13 protein-coding genes are annotated in these 17,432 nt (G+C 63.0%); 7 read left to right on the top strand and 6 right to left on the bottom strand.

The annotated features are described in order from the left end of the window. The first annotated feature begins 18 nt into the window (after nt 1-18). The 3 genes from BBJ66_RS04610 to BBJ66_RS04620 all read left to right on the top strand — a co-directional run bounded on the left by BBJ66_RS04610 (nt 19) and on the right by BBJ66_RS04620 (nt 2,670). Entirely contained in the window at nt 19-858 is an 840-nt protein-coding gene (locus BBJ66_RS04610) for a MetQ/NlpA family lipoprotein (RefSeq protein WP_049732312.1), read from the top strand. A gap of 89 nt (nt 859-947) precedes the next feature. Further along, the gene (locus BBJ66_RS04615) at nt 948-2,036 is read left to right on the top strand and encodes a methionine ABC transporter ATP-binding protein (protein WP_071085287.1); all 1,089 of its coding nucleotides are present in this window, start codon (nt 948-950) and stop codon (nt 2,034-2,036) included. After that, the gene (locus BBJ66_RS04620; protein ID WP_071085289.1) at nt 2,017-2,670 is read left to right on the top strand and encodes a methionine ABC transporter permease; all 654 of its coding nucleotides are present in this window, start codon (nt 2,017-2,019) and stop codon (nt 2,668-2,670) included. Before BBJ66_RS04615 ends, BBJ66_RS04620 begins: the two co-directional genes overlap by 20 nt. A gap of 1 nt (nt 2,671) precedes the next feature. On the opposite strand, the gene BBJ66_RS04625 is transcribed toward BBJ66_RS04620, so the two are convergent. After that, a complete protein-coding gene (locus BBJ66_RS04625) occupies nt 2,672-4,030 on the bottom strand; it encodes an LLM class flavin-dependent oxidoreductase (RefSeq protein ID WP_071085291.1) in 1,359 nt (452 codons plus the stop codon). Between the two features lie 95 nt (nt 4,031-4,125). Between BBJ66_RS04625 and scpA the strand changes: the two genes are divergently transcribed. Next, nucleotides 4,126-6,264 carry a methylmalonyl-CoA mutase gene (gene scpA / locus BBJ66_RS04630; protein ID WP_071085722.1) on the top strand — a complete coding sequence of 713 codons (2,139 nt, stop codon included), beginning with the start codon at nt 4,126-4,128 and terminating at the stop codon, nt 6,262-6,264. Between the two features lie 59 nt (nt 6,265-6,323). On the opposite strand, the gene BBJ66_RS04635 is transcribed toward scpA, so the two are convergent. Continuing rightward, nucleotides 6,324-7,085, bottom strand: coding sequence for a hypothetical protein (locus BBJ66_RS04635; protein ID WP_071085724.1), 762 nt, complete (start codon nt 7,083-7,085; stop codon nt 6,324-6,326). 70 nt (nt 7,086-7,155) lie between these two features. Continuing rightward, nucleotides 7,156-8,316, bottom strand: a complete 1,161-nt coding sequence (locus BBJ66_RS04640; protein ID WP_071085293.1) for a fumarylacetoacetate hydrolase family protein — start codon at nt 8,314-8,316, stop codon at nt 7,156-7,158. Nucleotides 8,317-8,683: 367 nt separating this feature from the next. Between BBJ66_RS04640 and BBJ66_RS04645 the strand changes: the two genes are divergently transcribed. Genes BBJ66_RS04645 through BBJ66_RS04655 form a run of 3 tightly spaced genes read left to right on the top strand, consistent with a single transcriptional unit; the run spans nt 8,684 to nt 11,209 of the window. Beyond that, a complete protein-coding gene (locus BBJ66_RS04645) occupies nt 8,684-9,694 on the top strand; it encodes a Gfo/Idh/MocA family protein (RefSeq protein WP_071085295.1) in 1,011 nt (336 codons plus the stop codon). A gap of 10 nt (nt 9,695-9,704) precedes the next feature. After that, nucleotides 9,705-10,799: a Gfo/Idh/MocA family protein gene (locus BBJ66_RS04650; RefSeq protein ID WP_071085297.1), complete on the top strand. Its 1,095-nt coding sequence runs from the start codon at nt 9,705-9,707 to the stop codon at nt 10,797-10,799. Between the two features lie 14 nt (nt 10,800-10,813). After that, nucleotides 10,814-11,209 (top strand): VOC family protein, encoded by a 396-nt coding sequence (locus BBJ66_RS04655; protein ID WP_049732325.1) that lies wholly within the window; start codon nt 10,814-10,816, stop codon nt 11,207-11,209. Between the two features lie 214 nt (nt 11,210-11,423). Here BBJ66_RS04655 and atzF read toward each other — a convergent pair whose 3' ends face one another. From atzF to BBJ66_RS04670, 3 genes are read right to left on the bottom strand one after another with little or no spacing between them, the layout of a single operon-like run. Beyond that, a complete protein-coding gene (gene atzF, locus BBJ66_RS04660; protein WP_071085299.1) occupies nt 11,424-13,229 on the bottom strand; it encodes an allophanate hydrolase in 1,806 nt (601 codons plus the stop codon). Nucleotides 13,230-13,231: 2 nt separating this feature from the next. Next, nucleotides 13,232-16,771 carry an urea carboxylase gene (gene uca / locus BBJ66_RS04665; protein WP_071085301.1) on the bottom strand — a complete coding sequence of 1,180 codons (3,540 nt, stop codon included), beginning with the start codon at nt 16,769-16,771 and terminating at the stop codon, nt 13,232-13,234. Between the two features lie 3 nt (nt 16,772-16,774). Beyond that, nucleotides 16,775-17,425, bottom strand: coding sequence for an urea amidolyase associated protein UAAP2 (locus BBJ66_RS04670; protein WP_071085726.1), 651 nt, complete (start codon nt 17,423-17,425; stop codon nt 16,775-16,777). Nucleotides 17,426-17,432 lie beyond the last annotated feature (7 nt).

Consider the following 17,432-nt stretch of genomic DNA (forward strand, 5'->3'; position numbering starts at 1 on the left):
GTCAGACGGGATATAACAATGAGCAAGAACAAAAATCTTCACGGCTTCCACCTTTCGCGCCGCGCGGCTCTGGCCGCCGTCGCCGTTTCCGCTGCCACACTTTTTGCTTTTGCAGCACCTGCTCCTTCCTTTGCCGAGGACAAGTCGATCAAGGTCGGCATCATGGCCGGCGAGGAGGAGGACATCTGGCGCGTGGTCACCAGCGAGGCGGCCAAGAAGGGCCTCAAGATCGAAACGATCACCTTCAACGATTATACGCAGCCGAATGAAGCGCTGGAGCGCGGCGAACTTGACGCCAACGCCTTCCAGCACCAGCCCTATCTCGACAACCAGATCAAGCAGCACGGCTACCACATCACTCGCGTCGGCTATACCGGTGTCTGGCCGATCGGCCTCTACACCAAGAAGTACAAATCCGTTGCGGAGATTCCTGATGGCGCCGTCATCGGCGTGCCGAACGATCCCTCGAACGAAGGCCGGGCGTTGCGCGTTCTCCAGAGCGAAGGCCTGATCAAGCTGAAGGACGGCACCGGCATTCTGGCGACCGTCGCCGACGTCACCGACAATCCGAAGAAGATCGAAATCAAGGAACTCGACGCCGGCATCGTCGGCCGTTCGATCGACGATCTGGATGCCGGTGTCGTCAACACCGACTGGGCGCTGAAGAGCGGTCTTTCTCCGGCCGAACGCATTGCCCAGGAGCCGATCGCCGACAATCCCTATCGCAACTTCATCGCCGTCAAGGACGACAACAAGGATGCGGATTGGGTGAAGACACTCGTCTCTTCCTATCAGAACGACACCGTCAAGGCCGAGTTCGACAAGGTCTACAAGGGGACGGGTCTCAGCGCCTATTGATCGGCAATAGGGCCGGGGTTAAGGCCTGCCGAGAGGCGGTCCGGGCGTTGATTGCCCGGGCCGCCTTCGGTCTTTGTAAGGAAAAGCACATGAATTCCTTTGTTTCCACCACGGCGATCGCGGCACAGCCGCAAGCGGCCGCTGCCGAAGAGGTGGTGAGGCTGACCGATGTGAAGCGGCGCTTCGGGACCACACCCGCGCTCGACGGCATTTCGCTGACCGTGAGGAGAGGCGAGATCCTTGGCATCATCGGCCGTAGCGGCGCCGGCAAATCGACGCTGATCCGCTGCCTGAACGGCTTGGAGCGCGCCGACAGCGGCGAGATCCTCATCGAAGGCCGCGATATCACGGCGCTTGCCGAACATGAATTGCAGCCGCTGCGCCGCCGCATCGGCATGATCTTCCAGCATTTCAACCTGTTGTCCGCCAAGACAGTCGAGGAAAATGTCGCGCTGCCGCTGAAGATCGAGGGTATCGCCAGGAACGAACGCTTGAGGCGGGCGCATGAACTGCTCGATCTCGTCGGCCTTGCCGACAAGGCGAAAGCCTATCCCGCATCGCTCTCCGGTGGCCAGAAACAGCGCGTCGGCATCGCCCGTGCGCTTGCGGCGCGCCCGGCGCTGCTCTTGTCCGATGAGGCGACATCGGCGCTCGACCCTGAGACGACCCGGTCGATCCTGGCATTGCTGAAAGACATCAACCGTAAGCTTGGCCTGACCATTCTGCTGATCACCCACGAGATGGAAGTGGTGCGCGGCATTGCCGATCGCGTCGCGGTCATCGACGCCGGGCGGATCGTCGAGGAGGGGCAGGTCTGGTCGGTCTTTGCCGATCCGCGAGAGACCATCACCAGGAGCCTGCTCGGCGGCATCCGTCCCCAGCTTCCCGATCATATCGCCGGCCGGCTGTCGGCGACTGGAGGCAGCGAGGCGATCCTCAGCGTCGATCTCGCCGGTCCGCAAGCGCAGGGTGCCCTGTTTGCCGAACTCTCGGCGGCGCTGCCGCATTCCTTCCGCCTCGTCCATGGCGGCATCGACCATATCCAGAACCAGCCGGTGGCGCGGTTCTTCATCGCCATTCCCGCACGCGACCCCGCGCTTGCGGGAAAGGTCGAACAATTTCTGACGGCCCGGTCCGCCCGGGTGGAGGTGCTTGGTTATGACACCGATCATGTTTGAACTGCTTCTTCGCTCGCTGTGGGAGACGGTGCTGATGACCGTCGCCTCGGGCGTGATCTCGCTGGTCGCCGGCCTGCCGCTCGGTCTTGCCCTTGTCGTCACGGCGCGCGGCGGCATCGCCGAAAATCTCTGGATCAACCGCACGTTCGGCGCCATCATCAACGGCTTCCGGTCGGTGCCCTTCATCATCCTGCTGGTGGCGCTGATCCCGCTGACGCGGCTGATCGTCGGCACGGCACTCGGCACCTGGGCGGCCATCGTGCCGCTCGCCATCGCCGCCACACCCTATTACGCCCGCATCGCCGAAGTGTCGCTGCGCGAGGTCGACCGCGGGTTGATCGATGCGGTGCGCGCCATGGGCGGCAATCGCTGGACGATCATCCGCGAGGTGCTGGTGCCCGAAGCGCTGCCCGGCATCGTCGCCGGATTCACCGTCACGCTGGTGACGTTGATCGGCGCTTCGGCGATGGCCGGTGCGATCGGCGCCGGCGGCCTGGGCGATCTCGCCATCCGCTATGGCTATCAGCGTTTCGAAACCAGCGTGATGATCGCGGTAGTGGCCGTCCTCATCGTCCTCGTCTGCGGCATCCAGTGGTTTGGCGACCGGCTGGTCGCCAGGCTGGACCGGAGATAGGTCAACGGCGGAACCTGGCGGCGGGATGAGCGGCAGGCAATCTGCCGTTTCCGCCGCCGAAAAGCTTCTGCCGCAAGGGCCCTTTGGAATAGGCTGCCTTGAAGAGGCCGCGCTCCTGCAGCACCGGCACCACCAAATCGACGAAATCCCGCAGGCTCTCCGGCGCCACCGTCCGCGCCAGATTGAAGCCGTCGATACCGCCCTCCTCGATCCATGTCTGCAGACAATCGGCGATCTGCTCCGGCGAGCCCACCATCGGCTTCATCCGGCTGCCGAGCACCATCTGGTCGACGATCTCGCGCTTCGTCACCGGCTTTGCCGCCTGCTTGGTGATTGCGGCAAGCGCCGATTGATTGGCGTTGGTCGAGCTCTGGTCGATGACGTCATCCAACCGGTATTTCGCCAGGTCGATGCCGATGGAGGCGGAGTAATGCGCAAGCGAAGCCTCGACGCTCGCATGGCGGCGATAATCTTCCAGCCTGTCCTGCGCTTGCCTCTCCGTCCGCCCGACGACAACGCTGATCAGGTTCAGGATCTTCAACGCGGCTCTGCCGCGTCCGAATGCCTCCGTCTTCACCCGCAACGCATCGACGGTCGGCCGGGCCGCCCCGGGGTTCGGGCTGGCGATGAAGACACATTCGGCGTGGCGCGCGGCAAAATCCTGGCCGCGGGCCGACGCCCCGGCCTGGAAGAGCAGGGGCGTGCGCTGTGGCGACGGCTCGCAGAGATGGATGCCCTCCATCTTATAGTATTTGCCGTCGTGGCTGACCGCACGCACCTTCGCAGGATCGGCATAGATGCCGCCCGCTTTGTCCCGCAAAACCGCATCGTCGTCCCAGCTGCCTTCCCAGAGCTTGTAGAGGATCTCCAGATATTCCTCGGCTGCGTCGTAACGCGCATCATGTTCCGGCAGCCTGTCGAAGCCCATGCTGCGGGCGGCGCTGTCGAGATAACCGGTGACGATGTTCCAGCCGATCCGCCCCTTGGTCAGGTGATCGAGCGTCGATATGCGCCGCGCCAGCAGGAAGGGTGGCTCGTAAGTGGTGTTGACGGTGACGCCGAAACCCAGATGTTTCGTCACATAGGCCATCGCTGAAATCGGGATCAGCGGGTCATTGACCGGGATCTGCGCCGCCGTCTCGATCACCGGGGCAGGGCTGCCCTTGTAGACGTCGTAGACGCCGACGATGTCGGCGAGGAAGATGCCGTCGAGCTTGCCTTGCTCGGCGGTCCTGGCGAATTCCGTCCAGTAATCGAGGTCGGTATAGCGCATCGATTGGTCACGCGGATGCGTCCATAGGCCGTGGTTTATATGCCCGACGCAATTCATGTCGAAGGCATAGATCTGCATTGTCTTCATCAGGCGGGTCCTCGCCGGGAATAAAATTCAACGATTGGTATCGCACGGCGATCCTATGAAATGGTAGGGTGCGGATGAAAGAGCCGGAGGAACGCATGACGAAGAAGACGCTGTCGGATTGGACGGAGCTTGCGCAAAAGGAATTGCGCGCCTCGCCCGAGACGCTGACCTGGCAGACGCCTGAGGGTATCGCCGTCAAGCCGCTCTACACGGTAGAGGATCTTGAGGGCGCCGAACACCTCGGCTCGCTTCCCGGTTTTTCACCTTTCACCCGTGGCCCGCGCGCGACGATGTATGCCGGCCGGCCCTGGACGATCCGCCAATATGCCGGTTTCTCGACGGCGGAGGCGTCGAACGCCTTTTACCGGAAGAATTTGGCCGCCGGCCAGAAGGGCCTGTCCGTCGCCTTCGATCTCGCCACCCACCGCGGTTATGACAGCGATCATCCCCGCGTCGAAGGCGATGTCGGCAAGGCGGGTGTGGCGATCGACAGCGTCGAAGACATGAAGATCCTGTTTGACGGCATTCCGCTTGCCGACATGTCGGTGTCGATGACCATGAACGGCGCCGTCATCCCGATCCTCGCTTCCTTCATCGTCGCCGGCGAGGAGCAGGGCGTTTCGAAGGCCGATCTGTCGGGCACCATCCAGAACGACATCCTCAAGGAGTTCATGGTCCGCAACACCTATATTTATCCGCCGGAACCCTCGATGCGGATCGTTGCCGATATCATCGAATATACGGCAAGGGAGATGCCGAAATTCAACTCGATCTCGATCTCCGGCTATCACATGCAGGAGGCCGGCGCGACGCTCGTCCAGGAACTCGCCTTCACGCTGGCCGATGGCCGCGAATATGTCAGGGCGGCGATCGCCAAAGGCCTCAATGTCGACGATTTCGCCGGAAGGCTCTCCTTCTTTTTCGCGATCGGCATGAACTTCTTCATGGAGGCGGCGAAACTGCGTGCCGCCCGGCTGCTATGGACCCGGATCATGGAGGAGTTCGAGCCGAAGAAGGCGTCCTCGCTGATGCTGCGCACCCATTGCCAGACCTCCGGCGTCTCGTTGCAGGAGCAGGACCCCTATAACAACATCATCCGCACCGCCTTTGAGGCGATGTCGGCCGTGCTCGGCGGCACGCAGTCGCTGCACACCAATTCCTTCGACGAGGCGATCGCGCTGCCGACGGAATTTTCCGCCCGCATCGCCCGCAACACACAGCTGATCCTGAGCCACGAAACCGGCGTCACCAGGGTGGTCGATCCCTTGGCAGGCTCCTATTATGTCGAGAGCCTGACGAAAGAGCTCGCCGACAAGGCCTGGGCGCTGATCGAGGAGGTGGAAGCGCTCGGCGGCATGACCAAGGCCGTCAACGAGGGCCTGCCGAAACGGCTGATCGAAGAGGCCGCCGCGCGCCGCCAGGCCGCCGTCGACAAGGGCGAGGAGGTCATCGTCGGCGTCAACCGCTACAGGCTCGACAACGAACAGCCGATCGACATTCTGGAGATCGACAACAGCGCGGTGCGCATTGCGCAGATCAAACGCATCGAGGAAACCAAGCGCCGCCGCGATGGCAGTACCGTGCGCGAGACGCTGGCGGCCCTGGCGGAGACCGCGCGCAGCGGCCGCGGCAACCTGCTCGAAGCCGCGATCGAAGCGGCGCGGGCCCGCGCCACCGTCGGCGAAATATCGGACGCCATGCGCGCTGCCTTCGGCGATCATGCCGCAACGCCCGAGGTCATCACGGGCGTCTACGGCGAAGCCTATAACGACGAGCCGGAACTTGCCGTCCTCAAGGAGCGCATGACGGAGGTCACGGAAACGATGGGCCGCCGCCCGAAAATCATGGTCGCCAAGCTCGGCCAGGACGGGCACGACCGGGGCGCCAAAGTGATCGCTTCGGCCTTCGGCGATATCGGCTTCGACGTGCTTGCCGGCCCGCTGTTCCAGACGCCTGACGAGGCCGTCGCGATGGCGCTCGGCGAAAAGGTCAATGTCGTCGGCGTCTCGTCCTTAGCGGCAGGCCACCGGACGCTGCTGCCGCAGCTGATCGACAGGCTGAGAGCGCAGGGCGGCGACGATATCATCGTCGTCTGCGGCGGCGTCATCCCGCGGCAGGATTATGAGTTCCTGCACGAACACGGCGTTGCGGCCGTGTTCGGTCCGGGCACCAACGTTCTCGAGGCGGCACACTCCGTCCTTGACCTGCTACAGGGCAGACGCCGCAATCAGTAAGAGGGTGTAGGGTTGTTTTCCCGCTAAACAACGCCAATGGAGAAGATAGGGGGAGGCGTTTATGCGCCCTCATCAGATAGCCAGATCCGCAATTGGCCGACGGGCTTGAAACCCAGCTTTTTCATTTCGTCTAGCGCTTCACCGCGATCATATCCGACAAGGGGCAAATCGGCTGAAAAGGCGATAGTGGCCAATGAAATTGCATCCTGGAACGCCTGCAGCGTGCCAGCCAAACTAAAAATATTGGAGATGCCTACAACCTGCGGCGATCGATTTGCGATGCATCCCGCATCAAACCCGTCGCCGGCCAATCGACCATAGATGTGCATATTGGAATCGGAAAGCAGGGCAGGTGTAAAGACGTTGGCATCGGTCGGGCTACCAGACTCTTTCCACGAACGTTCCCAGCGATCCAGCGCTGCCACATCGCGAACGCGTACCCAATCTTGAGGCGCACTCGACGAACTTTTATGAGGTTCAGCCCAAATCCATGATGCGGAAAACAACAACCTGAACCCGTTGTCGTTGAGATCTAGCTTGGAAAAGCCGTCTTTGATACCAGGTCGCCGTCCCAGCCGATCTGTTAGCCGATCGATTTCAATCAGCTGCTCCTCTGTTGCATCCCGGTCGAGGGTCGTCATGTTGGAATAGTATGGAGGTGCGATTGCATCACTTGACCAAAACGCACTGGTTCGCTGATCAGGCAATCCATGGGCACGGAATATTGCCTGATACAGGTCGGCATTGTTAGCGGCACAAAGGCGCACTTTTTCTTCATCTGAGCGTTCGTGGATACCGCTTTGTAAAGAGCTATTTGTCATAGCAAACCTGTTGATCAGAGCGGCTGACACCAAGCCGGTACATTTCGCGACAAGCTATGCGCTCAATAACTTACAGCAATCCGCGCTTTGCGAGGTTGCGCATCAGCGCCGCAATGCCGAAGGTCCAGGGCGGGCATTCGGTGGAGAGCTTTACGGTATTGACGAGCGCGCCGAGCCCCGCCGAGGAAATCTCGACGACGTCGCCGATCTTGTGGGTGAAACCCTGCTTCGGCGCGTCGCGATCCTGGGTCGGCGCAAACAGCGTGCCGAGAAAGAGCATGAACCCGTCGGGATATTGATGATGGGGGCCAAGCGTCTGTCTGACCAGATCGGTCGGATCGCGGCTGATCTGCGACATCGAGCTCTTGCCGTTGAGCACGAAGCCATCCCGGCCGGTGACCTTCAGGTCGAGTTCGGCCTTGCGAACGTCGTCCAGGCCGTAACCGGCATCGAACAGGCGGATGAACGGACCGATCGAGCAGGAGGCGTTGTTGTCCTTGGCCTTGCCGAGCAATAGCGCCGAGCGGCCCTCGACATCGCGCAGATTGACGTCGTTGCCGAGCGTCGCACCCTTGATTTCACCGCGGCTGTTGACGGCGAGCACGATTTCCGGCTCGGGATTGTTCCAGGTCGAGATCGGATGCAGGCCGACATCCGCACCCCAGCCGACCGAGGACAGCACCGGCGCCTTGGTGAAGACCTCGGCATCGGGCCCGATGCCGACTTCGAGATATTGCGACCATATGCCTTCGTCGATCAGCGCCTGCTTGACCGTGGCCGCCTCCGGCGAGCCGGCCTTCAGATTGGTGAGACTGCCGCCAATCAGCGTGCTGACGCGCTCGCGGATCGAGGCGGCGCGCTCAGGACTGCCGGCGGCCTTTTCCTCGATGACGCGCTCGATCATCGACTGGGCGAAGGTGACGCCGCAAGCCTTAACCGCCTGCAGGTCGGCGGGTGCCAGCAGAAAAGGGCGCGCCTCATCCGGCATTCCCTTGCTGTTGGCGGCGATCTCCCCCAGCGAGCCGATCGCCCTGCCGCCTGCAGTGCGGACAAAGCCCGCGGCATCCTCCTTCTCGAGCAGGGCGCTCAGCGTCGGCGTCTCGCGCGACGTGATGTCGACCAGCGCACCCTCCCGAAGCACGACGACGCTTGGCCCGCCAACTTCGGGGGACCAGACGCGGCCGACAAAAAGACCGCCCGAAGCGGCGGCATCGAGAAGGGGATGAGACATGGTGATCTTCCGTCACAGCGAGCCGGGAGCGCTCTTTGGAATTTTCGGGTCGTTGCCGCCCTCCAGCCCGGCGGCCGCCGAAATCGATCACATTCATCGAGGTCGGGCAAGATAGGCTGGGGAAAAAGACTTTCGCCGGATCGGATCGAACGGCCGCCTTCTGGGGAAATTCCAATCGCAGAACGTCCACGAAATAACTATTTAGATACAAAATAATCGTTGCATTTCATATATTTAATTCTCCCCATGCGCGATTCCACCCCGGATCTTGGCTTGACAGGCGCCGGCTTTCGTTATCTGTTTTGGCCGACATGGAGGATGCCGGCGTCGGCCGGCCGCACAAAAATCCCGGGAGGATATTGCAGCGATGTTGAGATTTGCCGTCGTCGGAATCGACCATGGGCATACGTTCGATCACGTGAAGGGATTGCTTGCCTCGGGCGGCGAGTTCGTCGGCTATTGCCCGCAGACCTCGGTGCCGGCCTTGCGCGAAACCTTTGAAAAAACTTATCCCGCCGTGCCGCAGATCGACCGGGAAAAGCTGTTCGACGATCCGTCGATCGATGTGATCTGCATTGCCGCGATCCCGCGTGACCGCGCCGGGCTTGCCATCCGGGCGATGAAAGCAGGCAAGGACGTGATGACCGACAAGCCCGGCGTGACGACCTTCGCCCAGCTTGAGGAGGTCAGGCGCATCGTTGCCGAGACCGGTAAGATCTTCTCGATCTGCTTTTCCGAGCGCCACTGCGTGCGCTCCGCCGTCAAGGCCGGCAAGCTCGTCGCCGACGGCGCGATCGGCAAGGTGATCCAGACGCTCGGCGTCGGCCCGCACCGTCTGCAGCTGCCGACCCGGCCGGACTGGTTCTTTGATCCGGAAGCCTTCGGCGGCATCATCGTCGACATCGCCTCGCACCAGGTCGATCAGTTCCTGTTCTATACCGGCTCGACCTCGGGCGAAGTCATCGCCAGCTCGATCGGCAATTTCGGTATGCCCGACAAGCCTGATTTCCAGGATTTCGGCGAAGTGCTGCTGCGCTCCGACAGAGCGGCGGGTTATGTTCGCGTCGACTGGTTCACCCCGGAGGCGCTACCGACCTGGGGCGACGGACGCCTGACCATCCTCGGCACCGAAGGCTATATCGAACTGCGCAAATATATCGATATCGCCGGCCGGCCGGGCAAGGATCACCTCTTCCTCGTCAACGGCAAGGAGATGACCCATATCGATTGCAGCGATGAAAAACTCGATTATTTCGATGCTTTCACCGCCGATGTCGACAACCGCACGCAGACGGCGATGACGCAGGATCATGTTTTCGAAGTCTGCCGCCTTTCGCTCGAAGCCCAGTCGAAAGCCGCGCGCATCGGCGCTCGCTGAGGAGGATATGATGGCGAGGAAACTACGCGTCGGCGTCATCGGCGCAGGCATTGCCGCGCGGCATCTGGCCGGCTTCGGCTGGAACAAGGATCTCTTCGAGGTCCCCGTGCTCTGCTCGCTCGATGAGGAGCGCGGCAGGGCGTTGTGCGAGGAATATGGCATCGGCGAGTACACGCAGGATACGGATTCGCTGTTTGCCCGCGACGATCTCGATATCATCGACATTTCGACGCCGCCGAGCTCGCATTTCGAACTCTGCCGCAAGGGTATCGAGTCCGGCAAGCATGTGATCTGCGAGAAACCGCTCTTCGGCTCGATCGCCGAGGTCGACGAGATGGGCCGCATCCTCGCCCGTTTTCCCGGGAGGAAGCTGATGCCGATCTTCCAGTATCGCTACGGCTCCGGCCTGCAGAAGCTGAAGCTGCTGATTGAAAGCGGCCTCGCCGGCAAGCCGTTCCTGACGACGATCGAGACCCATTGGTGGCGCGGCCCGGATTATTATGCCGTGCCGTGGCGCGGCAAATGGGCGACCGAACTGGGTGGCGGCCTGCTCGGCCACGCGATCCACGCCCATGACATGCTGAATTATGTGCACGGCCCCTGCGCCGAGGTGTTTTCCTATGGCGCGACTCTGGTCAACCCGATTGAGGTCGAGGATACGGCTGCCCTTTCGGTGAAGATGCAGAACGGCTCGCTGGCGACGCTGTCGATGACACTCGGCTCGCGCAAGGAGATCTCGCGGCTGCGCTTCTGCTTCAGCGATCTCGTCGCCGAAAGCATTCTCGAGCCCTATACGATGGGCCGCGATCCCTGGGTCTTCACCGCGGGAACCGAAGAGCATCAGGCGAAAATCGACGCGGCGCTTACAGCCTATATACCTGGCGAGGACGGCTACACCCGTCAGTTCGAGCTCTTCCATAAGGCGATCGTCGAGGATACCGAGCCGCCGGTGACGCTGCAGGATGCCCGCAATTCGCTGGAGCTGGTGACATCAGCCTATTTCTCGCAGCGCACCGGTCGGCCGACGCCGCTGCCGATCGCCGCCGATCATCCGCTTTACCGATCCTGGCTTCCGGAAGACGAACGCGGGTCGGCCGCCGGATGAACGGGAGGCGCTTCGTGCTGAAATCCTTCGAGCATGTCGGCATGACGGTCAGCGACATGGACCGCACGGTCGATTTCTACTGCGGCATGCTCGGCCTGCGCCTGCATCTGCGCAAGGTCATGGCCGACGGCGGAGAGATCGCCTTTCTCGATGCCGGCGGCGGCATGCTCGAAATCGTCGCACCAGCAGATGGTGCGGCAAGGGCTGTGGATGTGCCGGAGGGCACGGCCGGCCTGCGTCACCTGACCTTCCTGTTCGACAGCGTCGACGAGACCTTCGCCCGGCTGGAAAAGGCCGGCGTCGAGATCAAGGAGCGGCCGCGCCTGGCCGTTAACGCCGAGGTGTTGCACAAGGTGGCCTTTCTGCGCGATCCCGACGGCATTCAGATCGAGCTCGCCGAAAAGCGCTAAAGCGCGTCGCATTACACTTGATCCATGTGACGCGCTTTAGCTCTTTGTTTTGATGCATGTCGTTATCCCGGAACCGCTGCACACTTCCGGGCGACATGCATTAAGCCGTCAGCGTTGGCCGGGCCTGCCGATCGCCTTGGTTCGCGCGATCAGCCCCGCCAGGAGAAGCGCGCCCAGCTGCTTGAACATCGTCGCCATTTTTTGATCCTCACGCTCAGCTCGCCAATCTGGCGCTGATATAGCTGCGCCAGCCGCCGAGCGAGGTGATGTCTTCGGCGCCCTTCACCGCATGTGCCTCGCAGAGAAAACCGGAGACACTCGTGCCGTCGTCAAGCACTACCTTTCCGATGCCGAGCGGCGCCGGGATCTTTTGGACAAAGCGCCCGAAGGCATCGGCCGGCAGTGCCCAGACCTCAACCTCCAGGCCGGTGCCCTTGTGGCCAGGTTCGCGGATGAGGCCTGGCTTCGGCGGCACCGTGTCCGGCAGCACAAAGAGACGGTATTCGCCTGATGTGCTGCAGGCCTTGACCAACCGGGCGCCGGCGCCGGTCAGCTCATGATTGAGCGGCATGCCGGTCAGATGCGCGCCGACGACGACGATCTCGACGAAGCCGTCATCGATGGCCGCAACGTGGCTCGCCTCAGGGATCGCCGCCTCCCGGTCGATACCCATGCCGGAGGCGGCTGTGCGATGCAGCGCATCGGCAAGCGGCGCCAGCGCATCGTCGGTGAAAGCAGGCGCGATCACCGTCACACCGCCCGGCAGGCCACCCTTTCCGAAGCCGGCCGGAACGGCGATCGCCGCGCAATCGAGCAGGTTGACGAAATTGGTGTAGCGGCCGAGACGGCCGTTGAGCACCACAGGATCGGCCTGTATGTCTGCGACCGTATAGGTGGTCGGCGCGGTCGGCAGCAGAAGCACATCAGCCTTTTCCCATTCGGCCTCGGTCTTTCGGCGCAGTTCTTCCAGCCGATATCGGCCCTTGAAAGCATCGACCGCTGATTTGCCCCTCGCGCCCTCGATAATCCCCCGCACCGTCGGGTCGAAATCGGCTGCGTTCGTGGCGAGGAAGTCCTCGACCGCCGCCAGGCGTTCGGCGACCCACGGCCCGTCATAAAGCAGGGCGGCGGCCTCGCGGAAGGGTGCGTAGTCGAAAGCCACGATGGTCGCGCCGAGCGCTCTGGCCCGCTCGATCGCCTGGTCGTAAAGCGCCTCCACCTCCTTATCGCCGAAGAATTCCCGTTCCGCGCCGGTCAGGACGCCGATGCGCAACCCCGACACCGGCAGCGTCGCCGGCTTGGCGCGACGGGAGAAAGGATCGGCAGCGTCAAATCCCTCGGCGACCCTGCGGATCGCAATACCGTCGCCGACGGTCGGCGCGAAGATCGTGATGCAGTCGACACTCCTGCAGGCCGGAATGGCGCCGGTATTCGGAAGAAGCCCCGGCGTCGGCTTGATGCCGACCAGATTGTTGAGCGCAGCCGGCACGCGGCCGGAGCCTGCCGTATCCGTGCCGAGCGCGAAGGCGGCGAGGCCGGAGGCAACCGTGACCGCTGATCCCGAGCTCGAGCCGCCGGAGATATAGGCCTTATCGAAGACCGAACGTGGCGCCCCATAGGGCGAGCGCGTGCCGTTGAGGCCGGTCGCGAACTGGTCGAGATTGGTTTTGCCGATCACGATAGCGCCGGCTGCCTTCAATCTGGCGACAACGGTGGAATCGGCGTCCGGCCGATATTCATAGGCCGGGCAGGCGGCGGTCGTCGGCAGGCCGGCGGCATCGATATTGTCCTTCACCGCGAAGGGCACGCCCCAGAGCGGCAGGCTGTTTGCCTCAGGCGCGCGCGCCATCAGCGCTTTGGCGGCAGAGCGCAACTCGTCATCCGGCACCGGGGTAATGAAGATTGCCGGATCTTCCGAGGCGGCGCGGCGGGCAATCACTTCTTCGACGATGTCGAGCGGCGTCAGGCCGGATCGATAGGCGGCACGAAGGCTTGAGAGATCGAGAATGGTCGGCAGCATGTTCAGCATTCCTCCAGGACGACGATGATATCGCCGGCTTTGACGTTTCTCCCCGGCCCGGCGCGCAAGTCGCGGACGCGGCCTGCCGCATGGGCGGTGACGTTGATTTCCATTTTCATCGATTCGATGATGGCAAGCGTGTCGCCGGCCGCAACCGGGGCGCCCGGCTCGACCAGCAATTTCCAGATATTGCCGGGCACGGCGCTGGCGACGCCGAAGCATCCGTCGGGAATATCCGCGTCCGGATTTTCGCTCGTGCCTTCATCGGCGACGAAGCTGTCGAGGCCGGCTTCCTTCCAGTGCTGGCGTTCGGCATCGAAAGCCGCCTGCTGCGCCGCCTTGAAGCGGCCGATGGATGCCGCATTCGCCTGCAACTCCTTGTCATAGGCGGCATAAGAGAACTCCGTCTCTTCGATCCTGACAGGATAGCCGCCATGCGGGAAGGCGGCGCGCGCCTCCGTCAGCTCCTGATTGCTGACCGGGAAGAAACGGATCTGATCGAAGAAGTTCAAGAGCCAGGGCTTGCCTTTGGCGAAGGCCGGCGTTTCCCGCCAGGTGTTCCAGACCTGGATGGTGCGGCCGAAGAGCTGATAGCCGCCCGGGCCCTCCATGCCGTAGATGCACATATAGGCCCCGCCGATGCCGACCGCGTTTTCCGGCGTCCAGGTGCGGGCGGGATTGTATTTGGTCGTGACGAGGCGATGGCGCGGGTCGATCGGGGTCGCAACCGGAGCGCCGAGATAGACATCGCCGAGACCCAGAACGAAGTAGCTCGCATCGAAGACGATATTGCGGACGGCCTGTTCGTCGGGAAGACCGTTGATGCGGCGGATGAACTCGATGTTATCGGGGCACCAGGGCGCATTTGGGCGGACGAGCTCCTGATACTTGCGCATGGCAAGCGCCGCATCCGGATCGTTCCACGACAGCGGCAGATGCACGATACGGCTCGGCACCTTGACATCCTGTGCCGCCGGCAGCGTCATCTCGATCTCGGCGAGCAGCCCGAGCAGGCGCCGGCGCGTCAGCTGCGTGCCGTCATAGTGGATCTGCAGCGAGCGGATGCCTGGCGTGAGATCGACGATCCCGGGCAAGCGAGCCGCGACGACGGCCTGCATCAGCAGATGAACCCGCAGCCGGAGCGCGATGTCGAGCGTCATCGGCCCATATTCGACGAGCAGATTGTCGTCACCCTGGCGGCGATAGACGACCGTGACCGGGCCATCGTCGCTGACGCCGACGATTGGCGAACCCGTCTCTTCCGCGGCCCGTCGCACCGCCGGGCCGGCGACCGGATCTCCCGGCCGGGCAACGGCATGAAAACGGATACGGTCGCCCGGCTTGAACTGCCCCATCTTCCATTGCTCGTCACGCGCGATCACCGCCGGGCAGACGAAACCGCCGAGGCTCGGACCGTCGGGCCCGAGAATGATCGGCATATCGCCGGTGAAATCGATCGCGCCGATCGCATAGGCATTGTCGTGCAGGTTGGACGGGTGAAGCCCCGCCTCGCCACCGTCACGGCGTGCCCAAAGCGGGGCGGGGCCGATGAGGCGCACACCGGTGCGGGCGCTGTTGAAATGCACTTCATAGGGAGCGGAGAACAGCGTCTCGATATCGCTATCCTCGAAGAAATCCGGTGCGCCGTGCGGACCGTAGACGACGCCGACATCCCATTCTCGGGACAAGGCCGCCGGCTCGGATGCAGGTTTGGCCGGTTCCACCGGCGCCTGCCGGGCGAAATGCAGCACATGCCCCGTCTTCAACGCACCGGTGGCGTTGCCGCCGAATTGGCCAAGGCCGAACGTCGCCCGTGAGCCGAGCACGACCGGCGCGGCAAAGCCGCCGGCAACGGCAAGATAGGCGCGCTGCCCCGGTCCTTCGATCGTACCGACCGACAGCACCTGACCGGCCCGGATCAGGACCGGCTCGTCGTGGGGAAGCCTGACCCCATCGCATGTCATCGCCATCCGCGCTCCGGCAAGGGCGATCGTCTGGTCGGCATAAAATCGCAGCGTCGGACCGGAAACCGTCAGTTCCAGCGCGGCCGTCTGATCGGCATTGCCGACCAGCCGGTTGGCGTGGCGGAAGGAGCGCTCGTCCATCGGCCCGCTCGGCGGCACGCCGACATGCCACAGGCCGAGCCGGCCCGGCAGCTCCTGAATGCTCGATTGCGCGCCGGGTGCGATAACCTCGACGATATCTGGAACGAAGACGAAGTCACGCAGCGCCGTCGTCGCCACCTTACCGCCGGCAAGCAGTTCGGAAGCGGCGATCGCCCTGAGATAATCGAGATTGGTTTCGATGCCGGATATCGCTGTCGCGGCAAGCGCTGCCTTCAGCTTCTCGATCGCCGCCGGCCGATCGTCCGCCGCCACGATCAGCTTGGCAAGCATCGGGTCGTAGAAGGGCGTCACCTCGGTTCCCGTCTCGATCCAGCCGTCGACACGGGCCCCTTCCGGAAAGACAACCTCGGTGAGCAGGCCGGCGCTCGGGCGGAAATCGGCATGCGGCATCTCGGCATAGATGCGCATTTCGATCGCCGCACCCTTCGGCGTCAGGTCGCTCGCGCCCGAGAGCACGTCCTCGCCCGCCGCCTGCCGGATCATCCACTCGACGAGATCGATGCCGAAGACGGCTTCGGTGACCGGATGCTCGACCTGGAGGCGGGTATTGACCTCGAGGAAATAGAATTCCTCGCGCTGGGGGTCATAGATGAATTCGACGGTGCCGGCCGATTCATAGGAGACCGAAGCTCCCAAGTCGACCGCCGCCTTGTGCAGCCGCGCCCGTGTTTCCGCCGACAGGCCGGGGGCAGGCGTTTCCTCGACGACCTTCTGGTTTCGCCTCTGCAGCGAGCAGTCGCGCTCTCCGAGCGCGATCACTGTGCCCTTGCCGTCGCCGAAGATCTGCACCTCGACATGGCGGGCTTCGGCAACGAAACGCTCGATATAGACGCGCGCGTCGCCGAAGCTGGCGCGCGCCGTCCGCTGCACGCTTTCGAAAGAGGCCTTGAGACCGGCCGCATCGGCGCAGAGCTGCATGCCGATACCGCCGCCGCCGGCCGTGCTTTTCAGCATGACGGGATAGCCGATGGTCTCGGCGGCCAGGAGCGCCTCTTCGACACTCCGCAGCAGATCGGTGCCGGGCAGCAGCGGCACGCCGCTCGCTTTCGCCAATTCACGCGCTGTGTGCTTCAGGCCGAAAGCCGACAGATGCTCCGGCCGCGGGCCGATGAAGGCGATGCCTTCGGCGGCGAGCCGCTCGGCAAAGCCGATATTTTCCGAGAGGAAGCCGTAGCCCGGATGCACGGCCTGGGCGCCGGTCGCCTTGCAGGCGGCGATGACGGCATCGACGTCGAGATAGCTTTCTCCAGCAGGCGCCGCGCCGAGGCGCACGGCTTCGTCGGCGAGCAGCGCCGGCTTCGAGAAGCGATCGGCATCGGAATAGACGGCAACCGAGGCGATGCCCATCCTCTTCAATGTCCGGATCACCCGGACGGCGATTTCGCCACGATTGGCGATGAGAACCTTGGCGAACATCGATCAGTCCTCGCCGTCCCAGATCAGCACCCGGATCGGTGTCGGATCGAAGCCGTTACAGGGATTGTTGACCTGCGGGCAGTTGGAGATGACGCAGAGCACGTCCATTTCAGCCACCAGTTCGACATAGTCGCCGGCCGCGGAAATGCCGTCGACGATGGTCATCTCGCCATTCGGCTTGATCGGGACGTTCATGAAGAAATTGATGTTCGGCACGATATCGCGCTTGCTCATGCCGTGCCGGGTCACCTCAAGCATGAAATTGTCGCGGCAGGCATGCAGGTATTTCGTGCCGTGGCCGAAGCGCACCGTGTTGCTTTCGCACGAGCAGGCGCCGGCGGAGGTATCGTGCCGGCCGCAGCTGTCGGCCGTCATGACAAGCATGACGTTGCCCTCGTTCGAGACGATCTTCGTGCCGGCGCCGATATAGGCGCCGCCCTGCGCCCGCATCGTATCCTGGTTGGAATAGCGCTCGCAAAAATCATCGGCGCGATAAAACAGCGTGTCGATCGCCTGCTGGCCGTAGCTGTCTTCGATGCGGATCGTCTGCCCCTTGCGCACGATGCCGGACCACGGCGCTTCGGCCGGGATGAAATGATCCTGCACGGCGTTTTCGAGGCTGCGTGAAGCTGAAGTCTTGATGAAATCGGTCATCGTCATC

Source organism: Rhizobium sp. RSm-3 (assembly GCF_001854685.1).
GTDB lineage: Bacteria > Pseudomonadota > Alphaproteobacteria > Rhizobiales > Rhizobiaceae > Rhizobium > Rhizobium ecuadorense.

Bases quoted from the DNA above. Each gene is read 5' to 3' on its own strand.
- BBJ66_RS04610 (WP_049732312.1), top strand. From the start codon at position 19: ATGAGCAAGAACAAAAATCTTCACGGCTTCCACCTTTCGCGCCGCGCG.
- BBJ66_RS04615 (WP_071085287.1), top strand. From the start codon at position 948: ATGAATTCCTTTGTTTCCACCACGGCGATCGCGGCACAGCCGCAAGCG.
- BBJ66_RS04620 (WP_071085289.1), top strand. From the start codon at position 2,017: ATGACACCGATCATGTTTGAACTGCTTCTTCGCTCGCTGTGGGAGACG.
- BBJ66_RS04625 (WP_071085291.1), bottom strand. From the start codon at position 4,030: ATGAAGACAATGCAGATCTATGCCTTCGACATGAATTGCGTCGGGCAT.
- scpA (WP_071085722.1), top strand. From the start codon at position 4,126: ATGACGAAGAAGACGCTGTCGGATTGGACGGAGCTTGCGCAAAAGGAA.
- BBJ66_RS04635 (WP_071085724.1), bottom strand. From the start codon at position 7,085: ATGACAAATAGCTCTTTACAAAGCGGTATCCACGAACGCTCAGATGAA.
- BBJ66_RS04640 (WP_071085293.1), bottom strand. From the start codon at position 8,316: ATGTCTCATCCCCTTCTCGATGCCGCCGCTTCGGGCGGTCTTTTTGTC.
- BBJ66_RS04645 (WP_071085295.1), top strand. From the start codon at position 8,684: ATGTTGAGATTTGCCGTCGTCGGAATCGACCATGGGCATACGTTCGAT.
- BBJ66_RS04650 (WP_071085297.1), top strand. From the start codon at position 9,705: ATGGCGAGGAAACTACGCGTCGGCGTCATCGGCGCAGGCATTGCCGCG.
- atzF (WP_071085299.1), bottom strand. From the start codon at position 13,229: ATGCTGCCGACCATTCTCGATCTCTCAAGCCTTCGTGCCGCCTATCGA.
- uca (WP_071085301.1), bottom strand. From the start codon at position 16,771: ATGTTCGCCAAGGTTCTCATCGCCAATCGTGGCGAAATCGCCGTCCGG.
- BBJ66_RS04670 (WP_071085726.1), bottom strand. From the start codon at position 17,425: ATGACCGATTTCATCAAGACTTCAGCTTCACGCAGCCTCGAAAACGCC.